Here is a 19,944-nt window from a genome sequence, read left to right as displayed (position 1 = left end):
GGGGGGGGGGTGGGGGGGGGGTACCCCCCCCCCCACTAGCGGGGGCGGGGCGCCGGCGGCGCGGGGGGGGTGGCTCCCGGGGGGCCCCCGGGGGGGGGTTCTCCTTCTCGCGTGTCCCCCCCCCCCACGCCCGGACAGCGTGACGCAGGGCCACCGCACGCGCCGACGCACAGGTGCCCGCGAGGCGCTGGATCAGGACGGAAGCAGAGGCTGTGTCATCCGGCGGACTCGCCCGCGTGCGGGCTCAGGGAACCCGCTCCGACCAGGATGAACAGCACGATGCCGAGAATGATCCGGTAGATCACGAACGGCATGAAGCTCTTGGTCGTGATGAACTTCATGAACCATGCGATGACCACGTAGCCCACGCCGAACGCGATGAACGTCGCGAAGATGGTCGGGCCCCACGACACATGGCCCTCGCCCGCGTCCTTCAGCTCGAAGACGCCGGAGGCGAGCACCGCCGGGATGGCCAGCAGGAACGAGTAACGCGCCGCTGCCTCGCGGGTGTAGCCCATCAGCAGGCCGCCGCTGATGGTGGCGCCGGAGCGGGAGACGCCCGGGATCAGGGCCATCGCCTGGCAGAAGCCGAAGATCAGGCCGTCCTTGACCCCGAGTTCCTTCAGCGACTTGCGCTCCTTGATGGCCCGGTGCTTGCCGCCGGTCTCGTCGCGCGCGGCCAGGCGGTCGGCGATGCCGAGGACGATACCCATCACGATCAGGGTGGTGGCGATCAGCCGCAGATCGCGGAACGGGCCCTCGATCTGGTCCTTGAACGTCACACCGAGCACGCCGATGGGGATCGAGCCGACGATGACCAGCCAGCCCATCTGCGCGTCGTGGTCGCCACGCATCGAACGGTTCGTCAGCGACCTGAACCATGCCGAGACGATGCGGACGATGTCCTTGCGGAAGTAGATGAGGACTGCGGCCTCCGTGCCGATCTGGGTGATCGCGGTGAACGCCGCGCCAGGATCGTGCCAGCCGGCGAATGCCGCGGTGAGCCGCAGATGCGCGCTGGAGGAGATCGGCAGGAACTCGGTCAGTCCTTGAACGAGGCCGAGGACGAACGATTCGAACCAGCTCATGGGGCTTGGGCCATCCCGGAGTGATCATGCATCGGCCGACGGCGTGGAGCCGTCGGCGGCCTGCGGATTGCGGTCGTGTGATGACAGGGCCGCACCGGGCCCGGAGATAGTCAGTCGGTCGCGGGCAGCGTATCGCCCCCGGATGAACACAGTGACGACTACCCCCGAGCAGGCCGCCGCGTCACCGCGCTCACTCGGCGCCGATCCGGTGGCGCCGCCGCCAGGCGACGACGGCGCCGCCGGCGCCCGTCAGCACGATGAAGCCCATCGCGGCCAGGAAGGCGGGCGAGGTGGGGGAGGCGGCCTCGCTTCCCGCCACGACGTACGCCGCCGTGTTCGGGATCGACCCGAGGCCGGTCGCGACGAGGAAGGGCGGGTACCCCATGCGCGAGACGGCGGCGCAGTAGTTGGCGGCGGCGAACGGCACCCCGGGGAAGAGCCGCAGCGCCAGCATCGAGCGGAAACCGTGCCGGCTCAACTGCCCGTCCGCAGCCCGCATCCAGCGCCCGCGCAGCAGCGTACGCAGCGCATCCTGGCCCAGTACCCGGCCGAGCATGAACGAGGTGCCCGCGCCCAGTACCGTGCCCGCCAGCGCCGCCGCCAGCCCTGCCTGCGAGCCGAACAGCGCACCGGCGGCGAGGTTGAGCAGCGGTCTCGGTACGAAGGCGACCGTGCAGATGCCGTACGCGAGGCCGAAGAGCGCGACCGCGGCGGCCCCGCCGCTCAGCTGGGCGGGCCAGCCCGAGGCCAGCAGCCGCTGGGGCTCCAGGAGCAGCATCGTCGTCGCGGCGGCCAGCAGTACCGCCACGAGCAGGGCGAACCGGGACCAGGGCGACAGCAGCACCCGCGTGCAACGCACGGCGAGGCCACTGGCGGGCCGGGTGGCGGGGGCGTGGTCGAGCATTCGGGGAGAGTATCCGAATCCTCGGTGTGATCGTCGTAATGTGACCGTTATGGGTCACGCAGCCGAACCGGCCGACGAGAGCGCCGAAGCAGTGCCCGGACCGCCCCGGAGCGTTCTCGCCGACACGGTGCTGGAACGGCTGACCCTGCTGTATCCGACGGCCGCCGACCCCGTGCGCGCCCGGTCGGCGGCCGCGTACATGAAGCACGTCGCGCCGTTCCTCGGTATCCCCACGCCCCGCCGCCGGACGCTGTCCCGCACCGTCCTCGAAGGTGCCGGGCGCCCGGAGGAGACGGACTGCGCCGCCATCGCGCTGCGCTGCTGGGCGCTGCCCGAGCGGGAGTACCAGTACTTCGCCGCCGACTACCTGCGCCGCCACGTCGCACGCTGCTCGTCCGGGTTCGTGCCGGTGCTGCGTCACCTGGTCACCACCACCCCGTGGTGGGACACCGTGGACACCCTTGCCGCGCATGTCGCGGGACCGCTGGTGGCTGCCGACCCGGAGCTCCGGCGGACCATGGACGAGTGGATCGAGGACGACGACCTCTGGATCGTCCGCACCGCGCTGCTGCATCAACTCCGCTACAAGGAGGCCACCGACGCGCGCCGGCTCTTCGCCTACTGCCTGCGCCGAGCGGACCACCCCGACTTCTTCATCCGCAAGGCGATCGGCTGGTGTCTGCGGGAGTACGCCAAGACGGACCCGCACGCCGTACGGGACTTCGTCGACGACGCCCGGAACCGGCTGGCGCCGCTGTCCGTACGAGAGGCCACCAAGCACCTTTAGAACCACGCGGTTTCGCACCGCCGTGCCGGCCCCCGGAAATTCGCTCGACGGGCCGACGGCCGTCGGACATGATCGAGCCATGTTCCGGTACGCCTTCCTCGCAGCGCAGTCCGCAGTCGCGGACACGCCGAAGGCTGCCGTGAGCCCCCTCGCAGCAGTTGTCGCAGCAGCGTTCACCGCTGCCGCAGCGCCCCTCGGCGGCGCCCGAAGCTGACCCTCCCCCGACTGTCCGGCGGACCCCGCAAGGGGAGGGTCGGCCGGGCCCCGGGGTCTGATGTCTCCAGCTTCGCGACACAAGGAATCCACCATGCCCAAGACGGCATACGTGCGCACCAAGCCGCACCTCAACATCGGCACCATGGGCCACGTCGACCACGGCAAGACCACCCTGACCGCCGCCATCACCAAGGTCCTCAGCGACCGGGGCACCGGCACGTTCGTCCCGTTCGACCGCATCGACCGGGCTCCCGAGGAGGCGCAGCGCGGCATCACCATCAACATCGCGCACGTCGAGTACGAGACCGGCACCCGCCACTACGCGCACGTCGACATGCCGGGACACGCCGACTACATCAAGAACATGGTCACCGGCGCCGCCCAGCTCGACGGGGCGATCCTCGTCGTCTCCGCGCTCGACGGGATCATGCCGCAGACCGCGGAGCACGTCCTGCTCGCCCGGCAGGTGGGTGTCGACCACATCGTCGTCGCCCTCAACAAGGCGGACGCGGGTGACCCCGAGCTCACCGACCTGGTCGAGCTCGAGGTGCGCGAACTGCTGTCCGCGCACGGGTACGGCGGCGACACCGTGCCCGTCGTGCGGGTGTCGGGCCTGCGGGCGCTGGAGGGCGACCCGCGCTGGACCGCGGCCGTCGAGGCGTTGCTCGACGCGGTCGACACGTACGTACCGATGCCGGTGCGCTACACCGACGCGCCGTTCCTGCTGCCGGTGGAGAACGTCCTGACCATCACAGGCCGGGGCACGGTCGTCACCGGCGCCGTGGAGCGCGGCACCGTGCGCGTCGGCGACCGGGTGTCCGTGCTCGGTGCGGACATCGAGACGGTCGTCACGGGCCTGGAGACCTTCGGCAAGCCGATGGAGTCCGCCGAGGCCGGTGACAACGTCGCGCTGCTCCTGCGCGGGGTCGAGCGCGACCGCGTGCGACGCGGTCACGTCGTGGCGGCGCCCGGCAGCCTCACGCCGAGCCGGCGCTTCACCGCGCAGGTGTACGTCCTGTCGGGGCGCGAGGGCGGCCGCACGACTCCGGTCGCCACGGGCTACCGGCCGCAGTTCTACATCCGCACCGCCGACGTCGTCGGCGACGTGGACCTCGGGGCGGCGGCGGTCGCGCGCCCCGGCGAGACGGTCACCATGACGGTCGAGCTGGGCCGCGACGTGCCGCTGGAGTCCGGTCTGGGCTTCGCCATCCGTGAGGGCGGCCGCACCGTCGGCGCGGGCACGGTCACCGGACTGCTCTGAGGCGCGGGACCGCTCGGGGTCCGTCTCCCGTATCCGGGAGGCGGGCCCCACGGCCGTCGCCGAGGTCAGGAGCAGCCCGGTACACGCCCCACAATGGTGTCGTGAACGAGTCGATACCCGTCGTGCGCGACGTGGACCACGGCACCGCCAGACTGCTCCCCGACGTGGACCGGGAGCGGGCCTGGCTCCTCACGGTCGACGGCGCACCGCAGTCGTACGTCGACCTGGACGCCCCGGAGCACCTCGAATTCGAGTACGCGCGACGGCTCGCCCACGTCGTGGACTGCGCGGCCGGAGCGGGGGCGCCCCTCGATGTCCTGCACCTCGGCGGCGGCGCCCTCACCCTGCCCCGCTACGTCGCCGCGACCCGGCCCGGCTCCCGGCAGGAGGTCGCCGAGGCGGACCGGGGTCTCCTGGACCTCGTCACGGAACACCTCCCGCTGACGGACCGCAGCGGGATCACCGTGCACGCCGCGGACGCCCGCAGGCAGCTGGAGGAGACCGCTGCCGGCTCCGTGGACCTGGTCATCGCGGATGTCTTCGGCGGCTCGCGGGTGCCGGCCCACCTGACGTCCGTGCCCTACGCGGAGGCGGCGGCACGGGCGCTGCGCGCGGACGGGATCTACGCGGCCAATCTGGCGGACGGGGCGCCCTTCGGTTTCCTGCGCTCGCAACTGGCCACCTTCGCGACCGCCTTCGCGGAACTGGCCCTCATCGCCGAGCCCGCGGTGCTGCGTGGGAGGCGCTTCGGCAACGTGGTTCTCGTCGCCTCGCGGTCACCCTTCGACGTTGCCGCGCTGATCCGCCGCTGCGCGGCCGACGCGTTCCCGGCCAGGGTCGAGTACGGCGACGCGGTGGCCGCGTTCCTCAGGGGTGCCCGCCCGGTGGGCGACGGCGAGGCGGTCGCCTCACCCGAGCCGCCCGACGGCGCTTTCAGCATCGGCTGACGCAGGCGGGACCTTGGCCGGCACCTCGGTGGACGCGGTCCGACGGGTCAGGTTGCGTACGTCCGGCACGAACAGCACCGCGCCGGTCACCAGCACGACCAGACCCGCACAGCCCCAGAGCGCCTGGCTGCGGCCGACCAGCGACTCCACCGGCCCCGCGAGCGCGGTGGCGACCGGCACCATGGCGACCGAGCCGAACCAGTCGTACGCCGAGACGCGCGACAGCTTGTCCTCCGGGATCTCCTGGTGCATGGCCGTCATCCACGAGACGCCGAACACCTCGATGGCCGCCCCGCTGACGAACATCACCACGCAGAGCCCCTCCACCGGCAGCGGGACGGCGAGCCCCGCAGAGGGAAGGGCCAGCGGGAAGACGCACAGCGTTCCCGCGAGCAGCAGCCGCCGGGGCTTCCACCGCACCATCAGCAGCCCCCCGGCCACGGTGCCGACACCGAAGGCGGCGAGCGCGAGACCCCAGGGGCGGGCGCCCCCGAGCTCGTCCTGGGCGACCAGGGGTCCGTAGACGGCCTCCGCGGCCCCGACGGCGGCGACGACGACGGAGAACTGCGCCACGATGGCCCAGAGCCAGGGGCGTCCGATGAACTCCTGCCAGCCGTCCCGCAGATCGGCGAGAAGCCCGCCTCCCGGTTCGCGGGAGGGGATGTGGCTGACGTCCAGGAAGGCGCGCAGCGCACCCGCCAGGGCGAAGGCGGCGGCGTCTACGGCCAGCACCCAGCCCGGGTCCATCGCGGCGATCATGGCCCCGCCGAGCGCCGCGCCGCCGATGGCCGCGCCCTGCATGGACATCCTGAAGAGGGCGAAGGCGCGGCTCGCCTGCTCACCGCTGACGCTGGACATCAGCATGCCCTCGGCCGCGGGGCTGAAGAACGCCTGCCCGGTGCCGCACAGAGCGGTCAGCAGCATCATCTGCCAGAGCTGGGGGTCACCGGCCAGGACCAGCCAGGCGAAGGCGCCCTGGGAGAGGCAGTTGAGGGCGTTGGCCGCGACCATCACGCGATGGCGCGGCAGCCTGTCGGCTATCGCCCCGCCGATCAGCAGGAAGAGCACCAGCGGCGCGGTCCTGGCGGCGGCCACCAGACCGACGTCACCGCCGTCGCCGCCCGCCTGCAGGACCGCGAACGCCGCCGCGATCAGCGCGCCATTCGTGCCCAGGCCCGTGATGATCGCGGCGGCGGTCAGCAGCCGGTAGTTGCGGCCCGCCGGGATGGGGCGGTCCGAGCGGGGTGCGAGGTCGGCTGCGTCAGTCACTCAGGGACTATCGCGGCAGTGGCCCCGTTGTGCCAAATGCGTTCCCGCCGGTCAGGACTCGGTGATCTTCACCAGCCGTACCGTGCTGAGGATCTTCTGGATCGTCGCGTCCGGCACTTCGCCCTCGACGCCGGCCGCGGCGTAGAGCACCCAGGAGGAGAAGGCACCGCTGCTGTTCTTGAAGGTGAAGGCGATGGTCTTGCCGTCGCTGTCGCACTTCTTCTTCTTGGTGACGTTCGGTGCGGTGGCGGTCACCAGGCTGCCCGTCAGGCCCGACTTGGTGGTGTACTGCGTGGCCTTGCTGATCTTGATCGTCTTCTTCGGCATGTGCTGGGCGTAGGCGCCCCAGGCCCAGGTGCCGGCCTCGTTCCGGGCGTTCAGGGCGGGGTCCGTGGCGCCCTCCGCGCCTCGGGTGCCGGTACCGGCGAGGCTGTAGTTCTCCTTGGTGCCGTCCTTGTCGAAGTCGTCGACGCACCACTTCTGCTTGAAGTCCGCCGGTGCGGAGAAGCCGATGAGCGGCGAGCCGTCATCCTTCGCGTCGTCCTCGAAGTACGAGAACGTACCGGGGGACCCGACCTCCCAGTCGCCGGGCACGTCGAACTGCGTGCCCCACTTCGGGTTGGTCACGACCTTCCAGCCCGCGATCAACGGCTTGGCGTCCCCGTCGGTGCCGCGCGGGTTGGCCGCCGGCGAGGAAGCGGCGTCGGAGGGCTTGGCGGGCGCGGACGACTTCTTGTCGTCGGCGACGTTCTTGCCGTTCTTGTCGTCGTCCTTGCCCAGCACGACGACACCGGTGACCGCCGCGGCCACGACGACCGCGGTCGCCGCGACGATGGCGACGACCGTCGTCTTCTTCTTGTCCTTGCCGGGCTGGGGCCCGCCGGGCGGACCGCCCACCGCGTACTGCGGGACGGTCGGCTGCTGGTACGGATTGGGCTGCTGGTATCCCGGCTGTCCCGGCTGCGGGTACCCGTACCCGGGCTGCTGCCCGGGCCGGCCCTGCTGCGGGTAGCCGTACCCGGGCTGCTGCTCGGGACCTGGCTGCTGGTACCCCGGCTGCTGGTAGGGATTCGGCTGCTGGTACCCCGGCTGCTGGTACGGGTTCTGGTTCTGGTCCTGCGGGTTTTGCTCGCCCCCGGGCGGCTGCTGTCCTGGCCACATGGCGAGTAACGATAGAGGGGCGCCGCCCGGGCGGCTACGGCCGCCCCCGTGAGCGGACGGTGAAGGGATGCGGCGGGAGCGCCGGTGTGCGGCTGCGGGCCATGAGGAAACGTCACACTTGTGCGTAACGTCGGTCTCGTGACGCCCACGGATGACGGCCGCCCCGCGCCCGGCAGGGAGCGCCCCCTTCACGCTTCGGGACCGGCGGGGCCGACCGGTAGGCTTTCGCCGTGCGCCGAGGAGTCGTCCGGCGGGCGATAGGACATCACTACGGAGGAATCGGCGTTGCACATCCAGGAATGGCTGGAGACCGTCCCCGCGATCAGCGTGTACGTCCTGGTGGGCGTCGTCATCGGGCTGGAGAGCCTGGGCATCCCGCTGCCCGGCGAGATCGTGCTGATCAGTGCGGCGCTGCTGGCCGCGGGACACGACGGCATCAACCCGTGGGTCCTGGGCGCCTGCGCCACGGCCGGGGCGGTGATCGGCGACTCGATCGGCTATGCCATCGGCCGCAAGGGCGGACGGCCGCTGCTCGCCTGGCTCGGCGGGAAGTTCCCCCGGCACTTCGGCGAGAGCCAGATCGCCATGGCGGAGCGCTCGTTCCAGAAGTGGGGCATGTGGGCGGTCTTCTTCGGCCGCTTCGTCGCGCTGCTGCGCATCTTCGCCGGACCGCTCGCGGGCGTCCTGCACATGCCGTACTGGAAGTTCCTCACCGCCAACGTGCTCGGCGGGATCGTCTGGGCGGGCGGCACCACGGCAGTCATCTACTCCGTGGGTGTCGTCGCCGAGGAGTGGCTCAAGCGGTTCTCGTACCTGGGTCTGGCGATCGCGGTCCTGATCGGGCTCGCCTCGATGCTGGTCATCAAGAACCGGGCCAAGAAGGCGGCCGCCCAGTCCACCGCGCCCACGCCCGAACCCGAGTCCGTCCCGGTCGCCGACTGACGGCCGGTGCCCGGTCGCGGCGACGGGCGGGCGCCGGCCGGATGGCCGGGTGCCCGCCCGTCGCCGCGCGCTCAGTCCTCGTACGCCTGCCGGTGGGCCTTGGCCAGCTCCACGTAACCGACCGCGTTGAACCTGATGCCTTCGAGCTCCTCCTCGGTCAGCTGCCGCTTGACCTTGGCGGGCACGCCCGCGACCAGTGAGCCCGGGGGGACGCGCATCCCCTGGGGGACGAGGGCCTGGGCGGCGATCAGTGAGCCGGCACCGATGTGGGCGCCGTTGAGCACGGTCGCGCCCATGCCGACCAGGACGTCGTCCTCGACCGTGCAGCCGTGCAGCACGGCGTTGTGTCCGACCGAGACCCGTTCGCCCACCGTGACGGGGAAGCCGGGGTCGCCGTGGACGCTGCAGTTGTCCTGGATGTTGGAGGCGGCGCCGATCACGATCGGCCCGCAGTCGGCGCGCAGGACCGCGTGGTACCAGAGGCTGGAGCCCGCGGCCATGGTGATCTCACCGATCGCGACCGACGTCGGCGCGGTGAAGGCATCCGCGTCGATGACCGGCTCCTTGCCGCCCATGGCCGTGATCAACGCCTGCTCCGCCATCGCGCGTCCTTCCGTGCTCCGGTGCTGTCGGTCGCGGTCCTCCGGTCGCCGCCGGACGGTCCCGCACAGGGAACGGTATGCGACGCGCGGGCCGCCCCGCGGCCGGGTGGGGTGAAGATCACAGGCCGGCACGGCGAGCGCCCGCGGGCCCGCCGACTACCGTGTGCGAGTGCCGAAGAACCGAAACACGTTCTCCTCCCTCACCGCCTGGCGGCGGCGCGCCCTGTCCGGGGCCCTCCATCGCTGCCGGCGCTGGGTGCAGGAGACGGGCGCGGTCACGGCGGCACACCCCGGCGGGCTGCGGTTCCGCCGGATCGGCGAGGGCACCCGCCTGGCCTTCCCCCAGGGGACGGTGTTCGGCGAGCCGTGGATCGAACTGGGCGCCCACTGCATCATCGGGGAGCAGGTCACCCTGACTGCGGGGCTCATGCCCGATCTGGATCTCGGACCCGACACCGTCCTGACGCTCGGGGACGGAGTGGTGCTCGGCCGGGGCAGTCATGTCGTCGCCGACACGACGGTGACCATCGGCTCGGACACGTACTGCGGACCGTACGTCTACATCACCTCGACCAACCACAGCTACGACGACCCGCAGCAGCCGGTCGGCAAGCAGTGGCCGCGGATGGAGCCGGTGTCGATCGGTCCCGGCTGCTGGATCGGCACCGGAGCGGTGGTCCTGCCGGGCGCCCGGCTCGGCCGCAACGTGGTGGTGGCCGCGGGCGCGGTGGTACGCGGCGAGGTGCCCGACCACGCGGTGGTGGCCGGAGCCCCGGCCCGTGTCGTACGGAGCTGGGACGCCGAGAAGGGCTGGCAGCCGCCCCTGCGCACACCGGCCCCGGTCCCGATTCCCGCGGGCGTGACCCCGGAACAGCTTCTGGCCGTGGCGGAGCTCGAAGAGGACTGAGGGCCGGGGCGGGCCCCGACGTACAGTGCGATGAACGGCGGGTGCACCGCGCCGCACCGCACGGCCGTAACGCCCTGCAGCGCCGTATCTCCACTCGCATCCAGAATCTTGGACGGAACGTGACTGATCTTGACCAGCTGACCCAATCCCTCGCCCGGAATCTGAAGCGCTGGCGCGGTGAGCGGGGCTTCACCCTCGACGCGCTCGCCACCCGAGCCGGGGTCAGCCGCGGAATGATCATCCAGATCGAGCAGGCCCGCACGAACCCCAGCGTCGGCACCACGGTCAAGCTGGCCGACGCCCTCGGGGTCAGCATCACGACGCTGCTCGACTACGAGCAGGGCGCACCGGTCCGGCTGGTCCCCGAGAGCCAGGCCGTCCGCATGTGGTCCTCCGATGCGGGCAGTTCCACCACCCTGCTGGTCGGAGCCGAGGCCCGGGGCCCGCTGGAGCTCTGGTCGTGGCACCTGATGCCCGGCGACGGCAGTGCGTCCGACCCGCACCCGGAAGGAACCGTGGAACTCCTCCACGTCACCGCGGGCACACTGACCCTGGTCGTCGACGGCGTCACGTACGCGGTGCCCGCCGGTACGGCCGCCACCTTCGAGGCGCACCACCCGCACGCCTACCGCAACGACGGTGCGGAGCCCCTCGATGTCACCATGGCGGTGTCGATCCCGCCCGTCAGGTGAGACACCCAACCAGCAGCGGGGCAGGGGCTGTTAGCGTTGCGCGCATGCACGCGCCCATCGGCTCCTTCGAGGATGCCTGCCCTGCTGCCGACCGTCTCGAACTCCTCACGGCCCCGGTGGCCCGAGCGGTACGGGAGGGCTGGGGCGGCGTGCCCGCCGAGCAGATCATCCACGTCGACACGGACCCGGAGATCGCCGACACGGCCGCCTTCGTCGAGCACCACGGTGCCGACCTGCTGCGCCGGTCGGCCAACTGTGTCGTGGTGGCGGGTAAGCGGGGCGGCGAGGTCACCCTGGCGGCCTGCCTCGTCCTGTCCCACTCCCGCGTCGACGTGAACGGTGCCGTCCGCAAGCATCTCGGGGCCCGCAAGGCCTCGTTCGCCCCGATGGAGACGGCGGTCGGCGAGACGGGGATGGAGTACGGCGGCATCACGCCCGTCGGACTCCCGGACGGCTGGGCGCTGTTGCTGGACTCCGCCGTCGTGGACGAGGAGTGGGTCCTCGTCGGCAGTGGCACCCGCCGGGGCAAGTTGATCCTGCCGGGCAAGGCCTTGGCGGCGCTGCCGGGCGCCGTGGTCGTCGAAGGCCTGGGAGTCTGACCGAATCGTGACTCGGGCACCGGCGCTCTTTGTGCATCAGTCTGGTCCCCGCCCCCGCTCTGCGGGAGGCTGGGCCCGGTGTGCCCCGAACCCGGCCCCGACTGGGCCGGGCGGGTCACGGTTTAGCTCATTCGGGGGGTGTGCGTGACTACGGCCGAAACCGCGGGGTGGGTGCGCACGTTTGTGGTGCGCAGCGCCCCCACGTGTGTCCGAGTGGCCATTTCTGACGATTTGTCCTATTTATAAGGAAAGCTAGGGATTTCGGTCCCTGTCCATACCGGGGTTCGCGGCGGTCGTGGACGTCCTCAACATGAAGGGCCTTAAATGAAAACTACTCTCGTCTCGGCGGCCGGCAGGCCGGGGATCGCTCCCCGTAGCCAGGCCGTTCCCCGGGTGCCGCTCGCCCAGCGAGCCGCTGTCCAGGGCGGCGGGGCCCTGCCCGCCTCGATCAGTCGACTCCTGTCGACCGACGCCGGGGCGAGTCCGTTGGTGATCGCAGCCTTTCAGTCGTCCGTCTGAGTAGCCGAACCGATACCCGTGGACCGGCCACCCCCTTCTTTGAGCCAATTCGTGCTGAAGATGCACAGCCGTTGTGATCTGGCCTGTGATCACTGCTACGTGTACGAGCACGCGGACACGAGCTGGCGTGGCCGGCCCCGGGCGGTGACGAAACAGACCCTGGCCAGGGCGGCGGATCGCATCGCCGAACACGCCCTGGCACACGGTCTCCCCGTGGTCCATGTCGTGCTGCACGGCGGGGAGCCGCTGCTCGCGGGCCCGGACCGGATCCGGTGCGCGGCCGAGGAACTCGCCCGCGCGCTCGACGGGATCAGCGCCCTCGACCTGCGCATTCACACCAACGGGGTCCTGCTCAGCGAGGAGTTCTGTGAACTCTTCGCCGAGCTGGGCATCAAGGTCGGGGTGTCACTCGACGGCGACAGGGTCTCCAACGACCGTCACCGCCGCTATGCGGACGGACGGAGCAGCCACCCCCAGGTCCTGCGCGCCGTCTCGCTGCTCAACCGCCCGGGCTACCGGAGACTCTTCGCCGGGCTGCTCTGCACCATCGACGTCGAGAACGATCCGGTCGCCGTGTACGACGCCCTCGTGGCCCTCGATCCGCCGCGCATCGACTTCCTGCTCCCGCACGCGACCTGGGACGTGCCTCCGCCGCGGCCGCACGGTTCCGTGACGCCCTACGCGGACTGGCTCGACGTGATCTACCGGCGGTGGGACGCCGCGGGGCGACCGGTGCCGGTGCGGATCTTCGACTCCGTGCTGCGGACACTGCGCGGGGAGAGCAGCCTCACCGAGTCCCTGGGGCTGGCGCCCGCGGACCTCGTGGTCATCGAGACGGACGGCACGTTCGAACAGGCCGACAGCCTCAAGACGGCTTACGACGCGGCCCCCGCCACCGGGATGAATCTCGTCGACCACTCCCTCGACGAGGTGCTCGCCCACCCCGGCATGCTCGCCCGGCAGCAGGGGCTGGAGCAGCTCAGTGACGAGTGCCGGGCCTGCCCGGTGGTCAACTCCTGTGGCGGGGGCCTTTACGCGCACCGCTACCGGACCGGAAGCGGCTTTCGCAATCCGTCGGTGTTCTGCCCCGATCTGATGGAAATGATCATGAATATTCGTGACCGGGAAGCCGCGGTGCCCGTGGTGAGCGGCCCGGAGCCGCTCGACGCGACCGGGCTCGACGAACTGGCCGCGGGCTTCGGCGGAGCCGCGACCGTGGACAGGCTCGTGGCGGCACAGTCGGAGATCAACCACGAGTTGCTGGCCGCGGTCGGTGAACGCGCCCCGCGAGGCGACCGCGTCGCCATGCAGGCGTGGGAGCTGCTGGTCGACCTCGACACGGCGGCGCCCGACGCCCTGGACGCGGTGCTCGCGCATCCGTACACGCGGCCCTGGGCGCTGCGCGTACTGGAAGGCGGGACGCGGTGGACCGCCGCTCCCGGCCTGGCCGAGATCGCGGCCGCCGCCGCGCTGCGGGCCCGGCGTGGCGACACCGTCGCCGTCCCCGTACGGAAGGGGCTGCTCCGCCTTCCCGGCCTGGGCGCGGTGACCCTGCCGTCGGACGCCGCGCTCGCCGAAGTGTCCGCGGACGCGGAGGGCTTCTCCGTACGGGCGGCGGGGCACCATGTGCGGATCGACTGGGAGGAAGGGGTGGACGGGCTCACTCCGTACTGGCAGCCGGTGCGCGTGGTCGAACGTCCGGGGTGGTCGGTGGCGCTGGAGGACACCGACCCCCTGCGCGACCGTCATCAGTGGCCGGTCGCCGGACGGCTCTCCGAGGGCGAGGCCAAGCTGTGGGCGCAGGACCTGGCCGAGGCGTGGACGCTGATCCAGGACGAACTCCCCGCGTACGCCCCGGGGGTGGCGGCCGGACTCCGGGTCGTCACACCGCTGCACGCGCCGGGGGGCAGCGATGTCAGCGCGGCATCCCGTGACGCGTTCGGGGCGATCGGGGCGGCCCGGCCCGAAACTCCTGACCTGCTGGCCCTGTTGATCGTCCACGAGTTTCAGCACGTGAAGCTGGGCGCGGTCCTGGACACCTTCGATCTGCACCAACCGCTCGACGACGGGCGGTTGTTCTACGCGCCCTGGCGTCCCGACCCGCGCCCGCTGGACGGCCTGCTCCAGGGCACGTACGCCCACATCGCCGTCACGGACTTCTGGCGCGTGCGCAGGCACACCGCGCAGGGAGCGGCGGCGCAGACGGCCGAGGCGCAGTTCGCCCGGTGGCGGGAGCAGACGACCGAGGCCGTGGGGGTATTGGCCGGATCGGGGCTGCTGACCCCCCTCGGTAAGCGGTTCGTGGCCGGAATGGGCCATACGGCTGAGGCGTGGGAGGCGGAAGAGGTCTCCGCCGGTGCTCTGGCCCGGGCCCGGGGGTCGGCCGAACGGCACCGCGCCGACTGGGCGGCCCGCCATCCGGCGCACGCCGCGCGGCCCGGCCCCTGATCCCTCGCGGAATTGACGGTTATGGCAGCAATTGATTGTCCCGTAGCCGAAAGCGGAGGGGTCGGGTCAATAAATAGGCGCGTTCCTGCCGTTCCGTCGAAGATTCGATACTTCCTAGACTGAGGTCCCACACCTGGACCGGGGGAGACGTTGGATCTTGAAGCTGCCGGAGCACAGGGAGATGAGCCCAGACCGTACTTCTTCCTCAGCTATGCGCATACACCCAGGAACGATCCGAAGGACAAAGATCCGAATCTCTGGGTCGAGAGATTCTACCGGGACCTGTGCGCCCACGTTCTGCAGCTGACGTCCTTGCCCGCCGGTGTGCCCGCCGGGTTTCTGGATCAGCAGATGCAGCCCGGGGAGGGGTGGCAGGAGCGGCTGTCCGAAGCCCTGGCGTACTGCAAGGTCTTCGTACCGCTCTACTCGCCGCGCTATTTCCTGAGCGAGCAGTGCGGTCGCGAATGGTACGCGTTCTCCAGTCGCGCGGTGCACTATCAGGCGGCCCGCAGCAACGGCGGCCAGATGTCCGGCATCGTGCCCGCGCTCTGGGTCCCCGTACCGCCCAGGCACCTTCCGCAGCCCGCGGAGCGGTTGCAGTTCAACCACGCCGCCTTCGGCGAGGAGTACGCCGACGAGGGTTTCTACGGGCTGATCAAACTGCGCTATCTGCGGGACCAGTACGAAAGAGCCGTGTATCTGCTGGCCAAACGGATCGTGCAGGTGGCGGAGCAGAGCCGGATGCCGGAAGGGGATCCGCAGCAGGACTACGCGGCGGTGCCGAGCGCCTTCGGGCCGCCGGGCAGGGCACGGCAGATGGAGATATCCGTCCTGGCCTGCTCCCGCTCCGAACTGCCCCCCGGCCGTGCGCCGGACTGCTACGGGCCGGCCCAGCGCGACTGGAATCCGTACCACCCCAAATCGTCCAGGCCGCTGGCCGACCACGCCGTCGACCTCGTACGCAATCTCGACTACCAGGTGAGGGTGGGGGAGTTCGAGGCGGAATCCGAGCGGCTGCTCGGTGCCGAGCGGCCCCAGGCCCCGGGACTGCTGCTCCTGGACCGGTGGGCACTGGACACCCCCCGTCGCCAGGAACTGCTGAGACGGCTGAGCGAGAACGGCCGGCCCTGGATCAGTGTCATGGTGCCGTGGAACAGGGACGACCCCGACTCGGGCCACCGGGAGGCCGACCTCCGTGCCGTGCTCGAAGGGCTGCTCGAATCCGGCCCCGAGGGCGAATACGGCCACCGGTCGCACAGCGGGGGAGTCCCCACCCTGGAGGCTTTCAGCCAGGAACTCCCGGGAGCGGTGAAGGCCGCGGAGCGCCACTACGCCGCTCACGCCGAGACGTTCCCGCCCGAGGGGCCGAGCGGCGCGTTGCCGCGAGTGCTGATCGACGGCGTGGGCTATGGAACCAGCAATTCCGCTCCACCCGTTATCGGTACGGGCCATGACGCGGGCGATCCGGGTAACGGTGTCGCCCCCGAGGGGGAGGACCCAGCAGATGACCGAGAACCGTGACGGCACCGTCGTCACCTTCTACTCCTACAAAGGCGGAACCGGCCGCACCATGGCGCTGGCCAACACGGCGTGGATCCTGGCCGCGAACGGTTATCGCGTACTCGCCGTCGACTGGGATCTCGAAGCCCCCGGCCTGCACCGCTTCTTCCATCCCTTTCTCGATCTCTCCGACCTGGCCGCCACACCCGGGCTGATCAATCTGATCACCGAATACCAGGAAGAGGCGCGCAGGCCCGCGGCGCGTGATCCGGAATGGCACCGTGAATACGCCCGGGTGCGGCCTCACGCCACCTCCCTGAACTGGTCCTTCCAGCAGGGCGGAAGTCTCGATTTCCTGTCCGCCGGACGCCGCAACCGCGACTATTCATCGACCGTCGGCCGGATGGACTGGGACGACTTCTACGAACGCTACGGCGGTGGCCAGTTCTTTGACGCCATGCGGGCCGACATGCGGAAACACTATGACTTCACCTTGATCGACAGCCGGACCGGACTGAGCGACATCGCCGATATCTGCACCGTCCAGATGCCCCAGGTGCTCGTGGTCTGTTTCACCCTGAGCGACCAGAGCATCGAGGGCGCGTCAGCCGTGGCCCGCGACATCGAGGAGCGGTTCCACGACAAGCACATACGGATCCTGCCCGTGCCGATGCGCATCGACGACGGGGAGAAGGAGAAGGCCGACGCGGGACGCGCCCTGGCCCGGGAGAGCTTTCCCGGCTTCCCGAGCGGTCTGTCCAACGACGAACTGGCCAACTACTGGGGCACGGTGGAGGTCCCCTACCGGCCCTTCTACGCCTATGAGGAAATCCTGGCCACGTTCGGTGACGCCCCGAACATCGCGAGCTCCATGCTCACCTCCTGCGAGCGCCTGACCGAGGTGCTCACCGAGGGCCGGGTCACCGCGCTGCCCGCGATGGACGAGTCGGAGCGGCTGGCCTACGTGGCGGCCTACACCCGGCGCAGGCCCCTCCCGCCGTCCAACATCGTCCTCACCCATGTGGCGGAGGACCAGATGTGGGCGGACTGGCTGGAAGCCGTCCTCACCCGCGCCGGATTCCACGTCATGCCCGTGGACGTGCGCAGCTCCCACACGGCCTGGAACGACGCGGAATGGGCGGCGGCCGGCGCCTTCCGCGTCGTCCCCGTCGTCTCCCAGGCCTACCAGAACTCGCGCCGCGCCCGGAGTCTGTGGGAGTCCGCCCTGGGACTCGATCCCTCGGGAAGCCGTCGCCAGCTCGTTCCGGTGCGCATCAGCGACGTCCGGCTGACCATGCCACTCAACAGCAGGGGCATCGTCGACGTCGCACGGCTGGACGAACGGGAGGCCACCGCGGCCGTGCTGACGGCGCTGGACCGGCCCGAGGCCCTCGAGGCCCCGCCGGCCGCACCCGGGGGCCCGCGATTCCCCGGCACGGTCCCCGGCGTGTGGAACGTCCGGCCCCGGCACGCGGAGTTCACCGGCCGTGGCTCCGTACTCGTGCGGCTGCGTGACCAGTTACGCGGCAGCAGCCGCTCCGCGCAGCACCTGCCGCAGGTCCTCTACGGGCTCGGCGGCGTCGGCAAGACCCAGGTGGCCCGGGAGTACGCGCACCGGTTCCGGGCCGACTACGACCTGGTGTGGTGGGTCGAGGCGGAGCAGCCCGACCGAGTGGTCTCGTCCCTGGCGGAACTCGCGGAGAAGATGGGCCTGCGCGCCGGCGAGGTGGTCGCCGAGGCGGCCAGGGCGGCGCTCCAGGCACTGCGCGGCGGAGCGCCGTACGCGCGCTGGCTGCTGATCTTCGACAACGTCGAGGACCTCGACAAGGCTCTGGAACTCTTTCCCGACGAGACCGGACCGCTCACGGGCGGTCTCTACGGTCACGTTCTCGCCACCTGTCGCAACAAGCCGATCTCCAGCCGCGTGGAGCCGGTGGAGGTCGAGGTCTTCACCCGGTCGGAGAGCGTGGAGCACCTGTGCCGCAGGGTGCGCAAGCTGCCGGCCAGGGACGCCGACCGGGTGGCCGAGGCCGTGGGCGACCTGCCGCTGGCCGTGGAGGTCGCCGCCGCCTGGCTCGCCGAGACCGCGACCCCCGTCGACGCCTACGTCGAACAGCTCAGGGAGCAGAGCACCAAGGTCCTCTCCCTGGGCAGGCCCGAGGACTACGCCCTCCAGATCGGCGCCACCTGGAACATCTCCATCGCCCGGCTGCGCAAGGAGTCCAAGGCGGCGGTGCGGCTGCTGGAACTGTGCTCCTTCTTCTCCGCCGAACCGATATCGATGACGCTGATCGGCAGCGACTCGATGTTCCGCTCGCTCCTGCCGTACGACTCCGACCTCCGCGAGCGGTACATGCTGGGACGGGTCATCCAGGCGCTCAACCGCTTCGCCCTGGCCAAGGTGGACCCGGCCGACAGCAGCATCCAGGTCCACCGGCTCGTCCAGGCCGCCGTGCGTGCCGGGCTGACGCCGGAGGAACGGGACACGGCCGTGCACGAGGTGCACCGCATCCTCGCCGAGGCGCGGCCGCCGCAGGGCGCGGACCAGGACAACCCGGTGAACGACCCCAGGAGCTGGCCGGCCTTCGAACTCATCTGGCCGCATCTCGGGCCGTCGGGTGTCGCCGACTGCGACGAGGCCGAGGCCCGGCAGCTGATGGTCGACCGCATCCGCTACCTCCTCAAGCGCGGCGAACTGGAGAGCGCCAGGGCCCTGGGCACCCAGCTGAACAAGACCTGGACTCAGGAACTCGGCGAGGACGACCTGCAGACGCTGAACCTGCGCTTCGAGCTGGCCAACGCCCTGCGCGCCCAGGGCAGGTACCAGGAGGCCCGCCGGATGGACGAGGACACCCTCGCCCGGCAGACCCGACTGCTGCGCAACGACCACCCCAGCCTGCTGATCACCACCGGAAGCCTGGCGGCGGACCTGCGGGCCCTGGGCCGGTTCAACGAGGCACTGGAACGGGACCAGAAGATCCACCACGTGATGCGCGACACCTTCGGGGAGAACCATCCGCGCACCCTCGTCGCCGCACACAATCTCGCCATCGACTACCGGCTCACCGGCGACAGCGAAGCGGCGCGCAGGCTCGACGACCTCACCGTGGAGCGGCGCAGCACACTGCTGGGCGAGGACCACCCGTACACCCTGACGACCAAGGGACACCTGGGGCGCGATCTGCGGGAGACCGGGGACTACGAGTCCTCGGTCCAGATCCTCCGTGAGGTCAAGGCCGCCTTCGAGCGCGTCCTCAACGCGGACGTGCCCGAGGCGCTGCGCACGGCCAAGAGCCTGGCCGTCTCCCTCCGCAAGGCGGGCCGGCCGCACGAGGCGAAGCTCCTGACGGAGGAGACGTACAACCGCTACCGGGAGAGGTACGGCACGAAGGTGCCCGACGCGCTCGCCTGCGGGCTGAACCTCGCGGCGGACTTCTCGGCGGTGGGTGACAAGCAGGCGGCCCTGGACCTGGCCCAGCAGGCGCTCGACGGCTACCGGGCCACCCTGGGGGAGGACCATCCCTTCACCCTGGCCTGCCGCAACAACGTCGCCATCTACCTGCGGGGCATGGGCGCGGCCCGGTCGGCGGCGGAGGCCGGGGAGGAGGTCAGGACCGCGCTGGAGGCGAGCCTGGGAGCACGGCACCCCTTCACGCTGTGCGCGGCCATCAACCTCGCCAACGCCTACGGCGACCTGAACCGCCCGCAACTGGCGGAGCGCTGGGAGCGGGCCGCTCTCGACGGACTGCTGGACCGGTACGGTCCGGCGCACCCCGACGTGCTGGCCTGCCGCTCCAACCTGGCCGTCACCCTGCGCTCCATGGACCGTGAGAGGGAGGCCGAGCGGCTGCGGGCCGAAGTGGTGCCGCCGGCCGTCGAGCACCTGGGCATGGACCATCCGATCGCGGTGGCGGCCCGTACGTGGCGGCGCATCAACCGCGATCTGGAGCCGCAGCCGGTCTGAACCCGCTCGCGCGGCGGGGGGGGCGGGCCCCCCCCCCCCGCCGCCCCCCCCCCCCCCCCCCCCCCCCCCCCCCCCCCCCCGGGGGCCCCCCCCCCCCCCCCCCCCCCCCCCCCCCCCCCCCCCCCCCCCCCCCCCACC

At 71.2% G+C, this 19,944-nt stretch carries 15 protein-coding genes; 10 read left to right on the top strand and 5 right to left on the bottom strand.

The annotated features are described in order from the left end of the window. Window positions 1–215 precede the first annotated feature (215 nt). Both ACFYPA_RS22280 and ACFYPA_RS22275 read right to left on the bottom strand, forming a co-directional pair. The gene (locus ACFYPA_RS22280; RefSeq protein ID WP_359083604.1) at window positions 216–1,088 is read right to left on the bottom strand and encodes an undecaprenyl-diphosphate phosphatase; all 873 of its coding nucleotides are present in this window, start codon (window positions 1,086–1,088) and stop codon (window positions 216–218) included. 190 nt (window positions 1,089–1,278) lie between these two features. Next, the gene (locus ACFYPA_RS22275) at window positions 1,279–1,992 is read right to left on the bottom strand and encodes a TVP38/TMEM64 family protein (RefSeq protein ID WP_359315659.1); all 714 of its coding nucleotides are present in this window, start codon (window positions 1,990–1,992) and stop codon (window positions 1,279–1,281) included. A gap of 49 nt (window positions 1,993–2,041) precedes the next feature. Here ACFYPA_RS22275 and ACFYPA_RS22270 point away from each other — a divergent pair, with 49 nt between their 5' ends. The 3 genes from ACFYPA_RS22270 (at window position 2,042) to ACFYPA_RS22260 (ending at window position 5,203) form a co-directional block, all read left to right on the top strand. Continuing rightward, on the top strand, window positions 2,042–2,779 hold the full coding sequence (locus ACFYPA_RS22270; protein WP_359352892.1) for a DNA alkylation repair protein: 738 nt from the start codon (window positions 2,042–2,044) through the stop codon (window positions 2,777–2,779). A 307-nt stretch (window positions 2,780–3,086) separates the two neighbouring features. After that, window positions 3,087–4,256, top strand: coding sequence for an elongation factor Tu (gene tuf / locus ACFYPA_RS22265; RefSeq protein ID WP_359083599.1), 1,170 nt, complete (start codon window positions 3,087–3,089; stop codon window positions 4,254–4,256). A 101-nt stretch (window positions 4,257–4,357) separates the two neighbouring features. Further along, the gene (locus ACFYPA_RS22260) at window positions 4,358–5,203 is read left to right on the top strand and encodes a fused MFS/spermidine synthase (protein WP_359083598.1); all 846 of its coding nucleotides are present in this window, start codon (window positions 4,358–4,360) and stop codon (window positions 5,201–5,203) included. On the opposite strand, the gene ACFYPA_RS22255 is transcribed toward ACFYPA_RS22260, so the two are convergent. Both ACFYPA_RS22255 and ACFYPA_RS22250 read right to left on the bottom strand, forming a co-directional pair. Next, on the bottom strand, window positions 5,165–6,472 hold the full coding sequence (locus ACFYPA_RS22255; RefSeq protein ID WP_359315669.1) for an MFS transporter: 1,308 nt from the start codon (window positions 6,470–6,472) through the stop codon (window positions 5,165–5,167). The genes ACFYPA_RS22260 and ACFYPA_RS22255 overlap by 39 nt on opposite strands. A 51-nt stretch (window positions 6,473–6,523) precedes the next feature. Next, window positions 6,524–7,633, bottom strand: coding sequence for a hypothetical protein (locus ACFYPA_RS22250; RefSeq protein WP_389133734.1), 1,110 nt, complete (start codon window positions 7,631–7,633; stop codon window positions 6,524–6,526). A gap of 285 nt (window positions 7,634–7,918) precedes the next feature. Between ACFYPA_RS22250 and ACFYPA_RS22245 the strand changes: the two genes are divergently transcribed. Next, a complete protein-coding gene (locus tag ACFYPA_RS22245) occupies window positions 7,919–8,575 on the top strand; it encodes a DedA family protein (RefSeq protein WP_359083594.1) in 657 nt (218 codons plus the stop codon). A gap of 71 nt (window positions 8,576–8,646) precedes the next feature. Here ACFYPA_RS22245 and ACFYPA_RS22240 read toward each other — a convergent pair whose 3' ends face one another. Next, the gene (locus ACFYPA_RS22240) at window positions 8,647–9,177 is read right to left on the bottom strand and encodes a gamma carbonic anhydrase family protein (RefSeq protein WP_359315674.1); all 531 of its coding nucleotides are present in this window, start codon (window positions 9,175–9,177) and stop codon (window positions 8,647–8,649) included. A 169-nt stretch (window positions 9,178–9,346) separates the two neighbouring features. On the opposite strand from ACFYPA_RS22240, the gene ACFYPA_RS22235 reads away from it, so the two are divergent. From ACFYPA_RS22235 to fxsT, 6 genes are all read left to right on the top strand, one after another. After that, the gene (locus tag ACFYPA_RS22235; RefSeq protein ID WP_359083592.1) at window positions 9,347–10,084 is read left to right on the top strand and encodes an acyltransferase; all 738 of its coding nucleotides are present in this window, start codon (window positions 9,347–9,349) and stop codon (window positions 10,082–10,084) included. A 119-nt stretch (window positions 10,085–10,203) separates the two neighbouring features. Beyond that, window positions 10,204–10,776 (top strand): XRE family transcriptional regulator, encoded by a 573-nt coding sequence (locus ACFYPA_RS22230; RefSeq protein ID WP_359315676.1) that lies wholly within the window; start codon window positions 10,204–10,206, stop codon window positions 10,774–10,776. 44 nt (window positions 10,777–10,820) lie between these two features. Next, window positions 10,821–11,375 carry a YbaK/EbsC family protein gene (locus ACFYPA_RS22225; RefSeq protein ID WP_359083589.1) on the top strand — a complete coding sequence of 185 codons (555 nt, stop codon included), beginning with the start codon at window positions 10,821–10,823 and terminating at the stop codon, window positions 11,373–11,375. 570 nt (window positions 11,376–11,945) lie between these two features. Continuing rightward, window positions 11,946–14,342, top strand: coding sequence for an FxsB family cyclophane-forming radical SAM/SPASM peptide maturase (locus tag ACFYPA_RS22220; RefSeq protein WP_389133729.1), 2,397 nt, complete (start codon window positions 11,946–11,948; stop codon window positions 14,340–14,342). 150 nt (window positions 14,343–14,492) lie between these two features. Beyond that, on the top strand, window positions 14,493–15,863 hold the full coding sequence (locus tag ACFYPA_RS22215; RefSeq protein ID WP_359315684.1) for a TIR-like protein FxsC: 1,371 nt from the start codon (window positions 14,493–14,495) through the stop codon (window positions 15,861–15,863). Then, on the top strand, window positions 15,847–19,806 hold the full coding sequence (fxsT, locus tag ACFYPA_RS22210) for an FxSxx-COOH system tetratricopeptide repeat protein (protein ID WP_359083586.1): 3,960 nt from the start codon (window positions 15,847–15,849) through the stop codon (window positions 19,804–19,806). Before ACFYPA_RS22215 ends, fxsT begins: the two co-directional genes overlap by 17 nt. The last annotated feature ends 138 nt before the right edge of the window (window positions 19,807–19,944 follow it).

The sequence above is a fragment of the Streptomyces sp. NPDC005775 genome, from assembly GCF_042871565.1.
Classification (GTDB): Bacteria; Actinomycetota; Actinomycetes; order Streptomycetales; family Streptomycetaceae; genus Streptomyces.
Note: the sequence above shows the minus strand (reverse complement) of the source record. Positions and strands in the feature narration are given on the sequence as shown.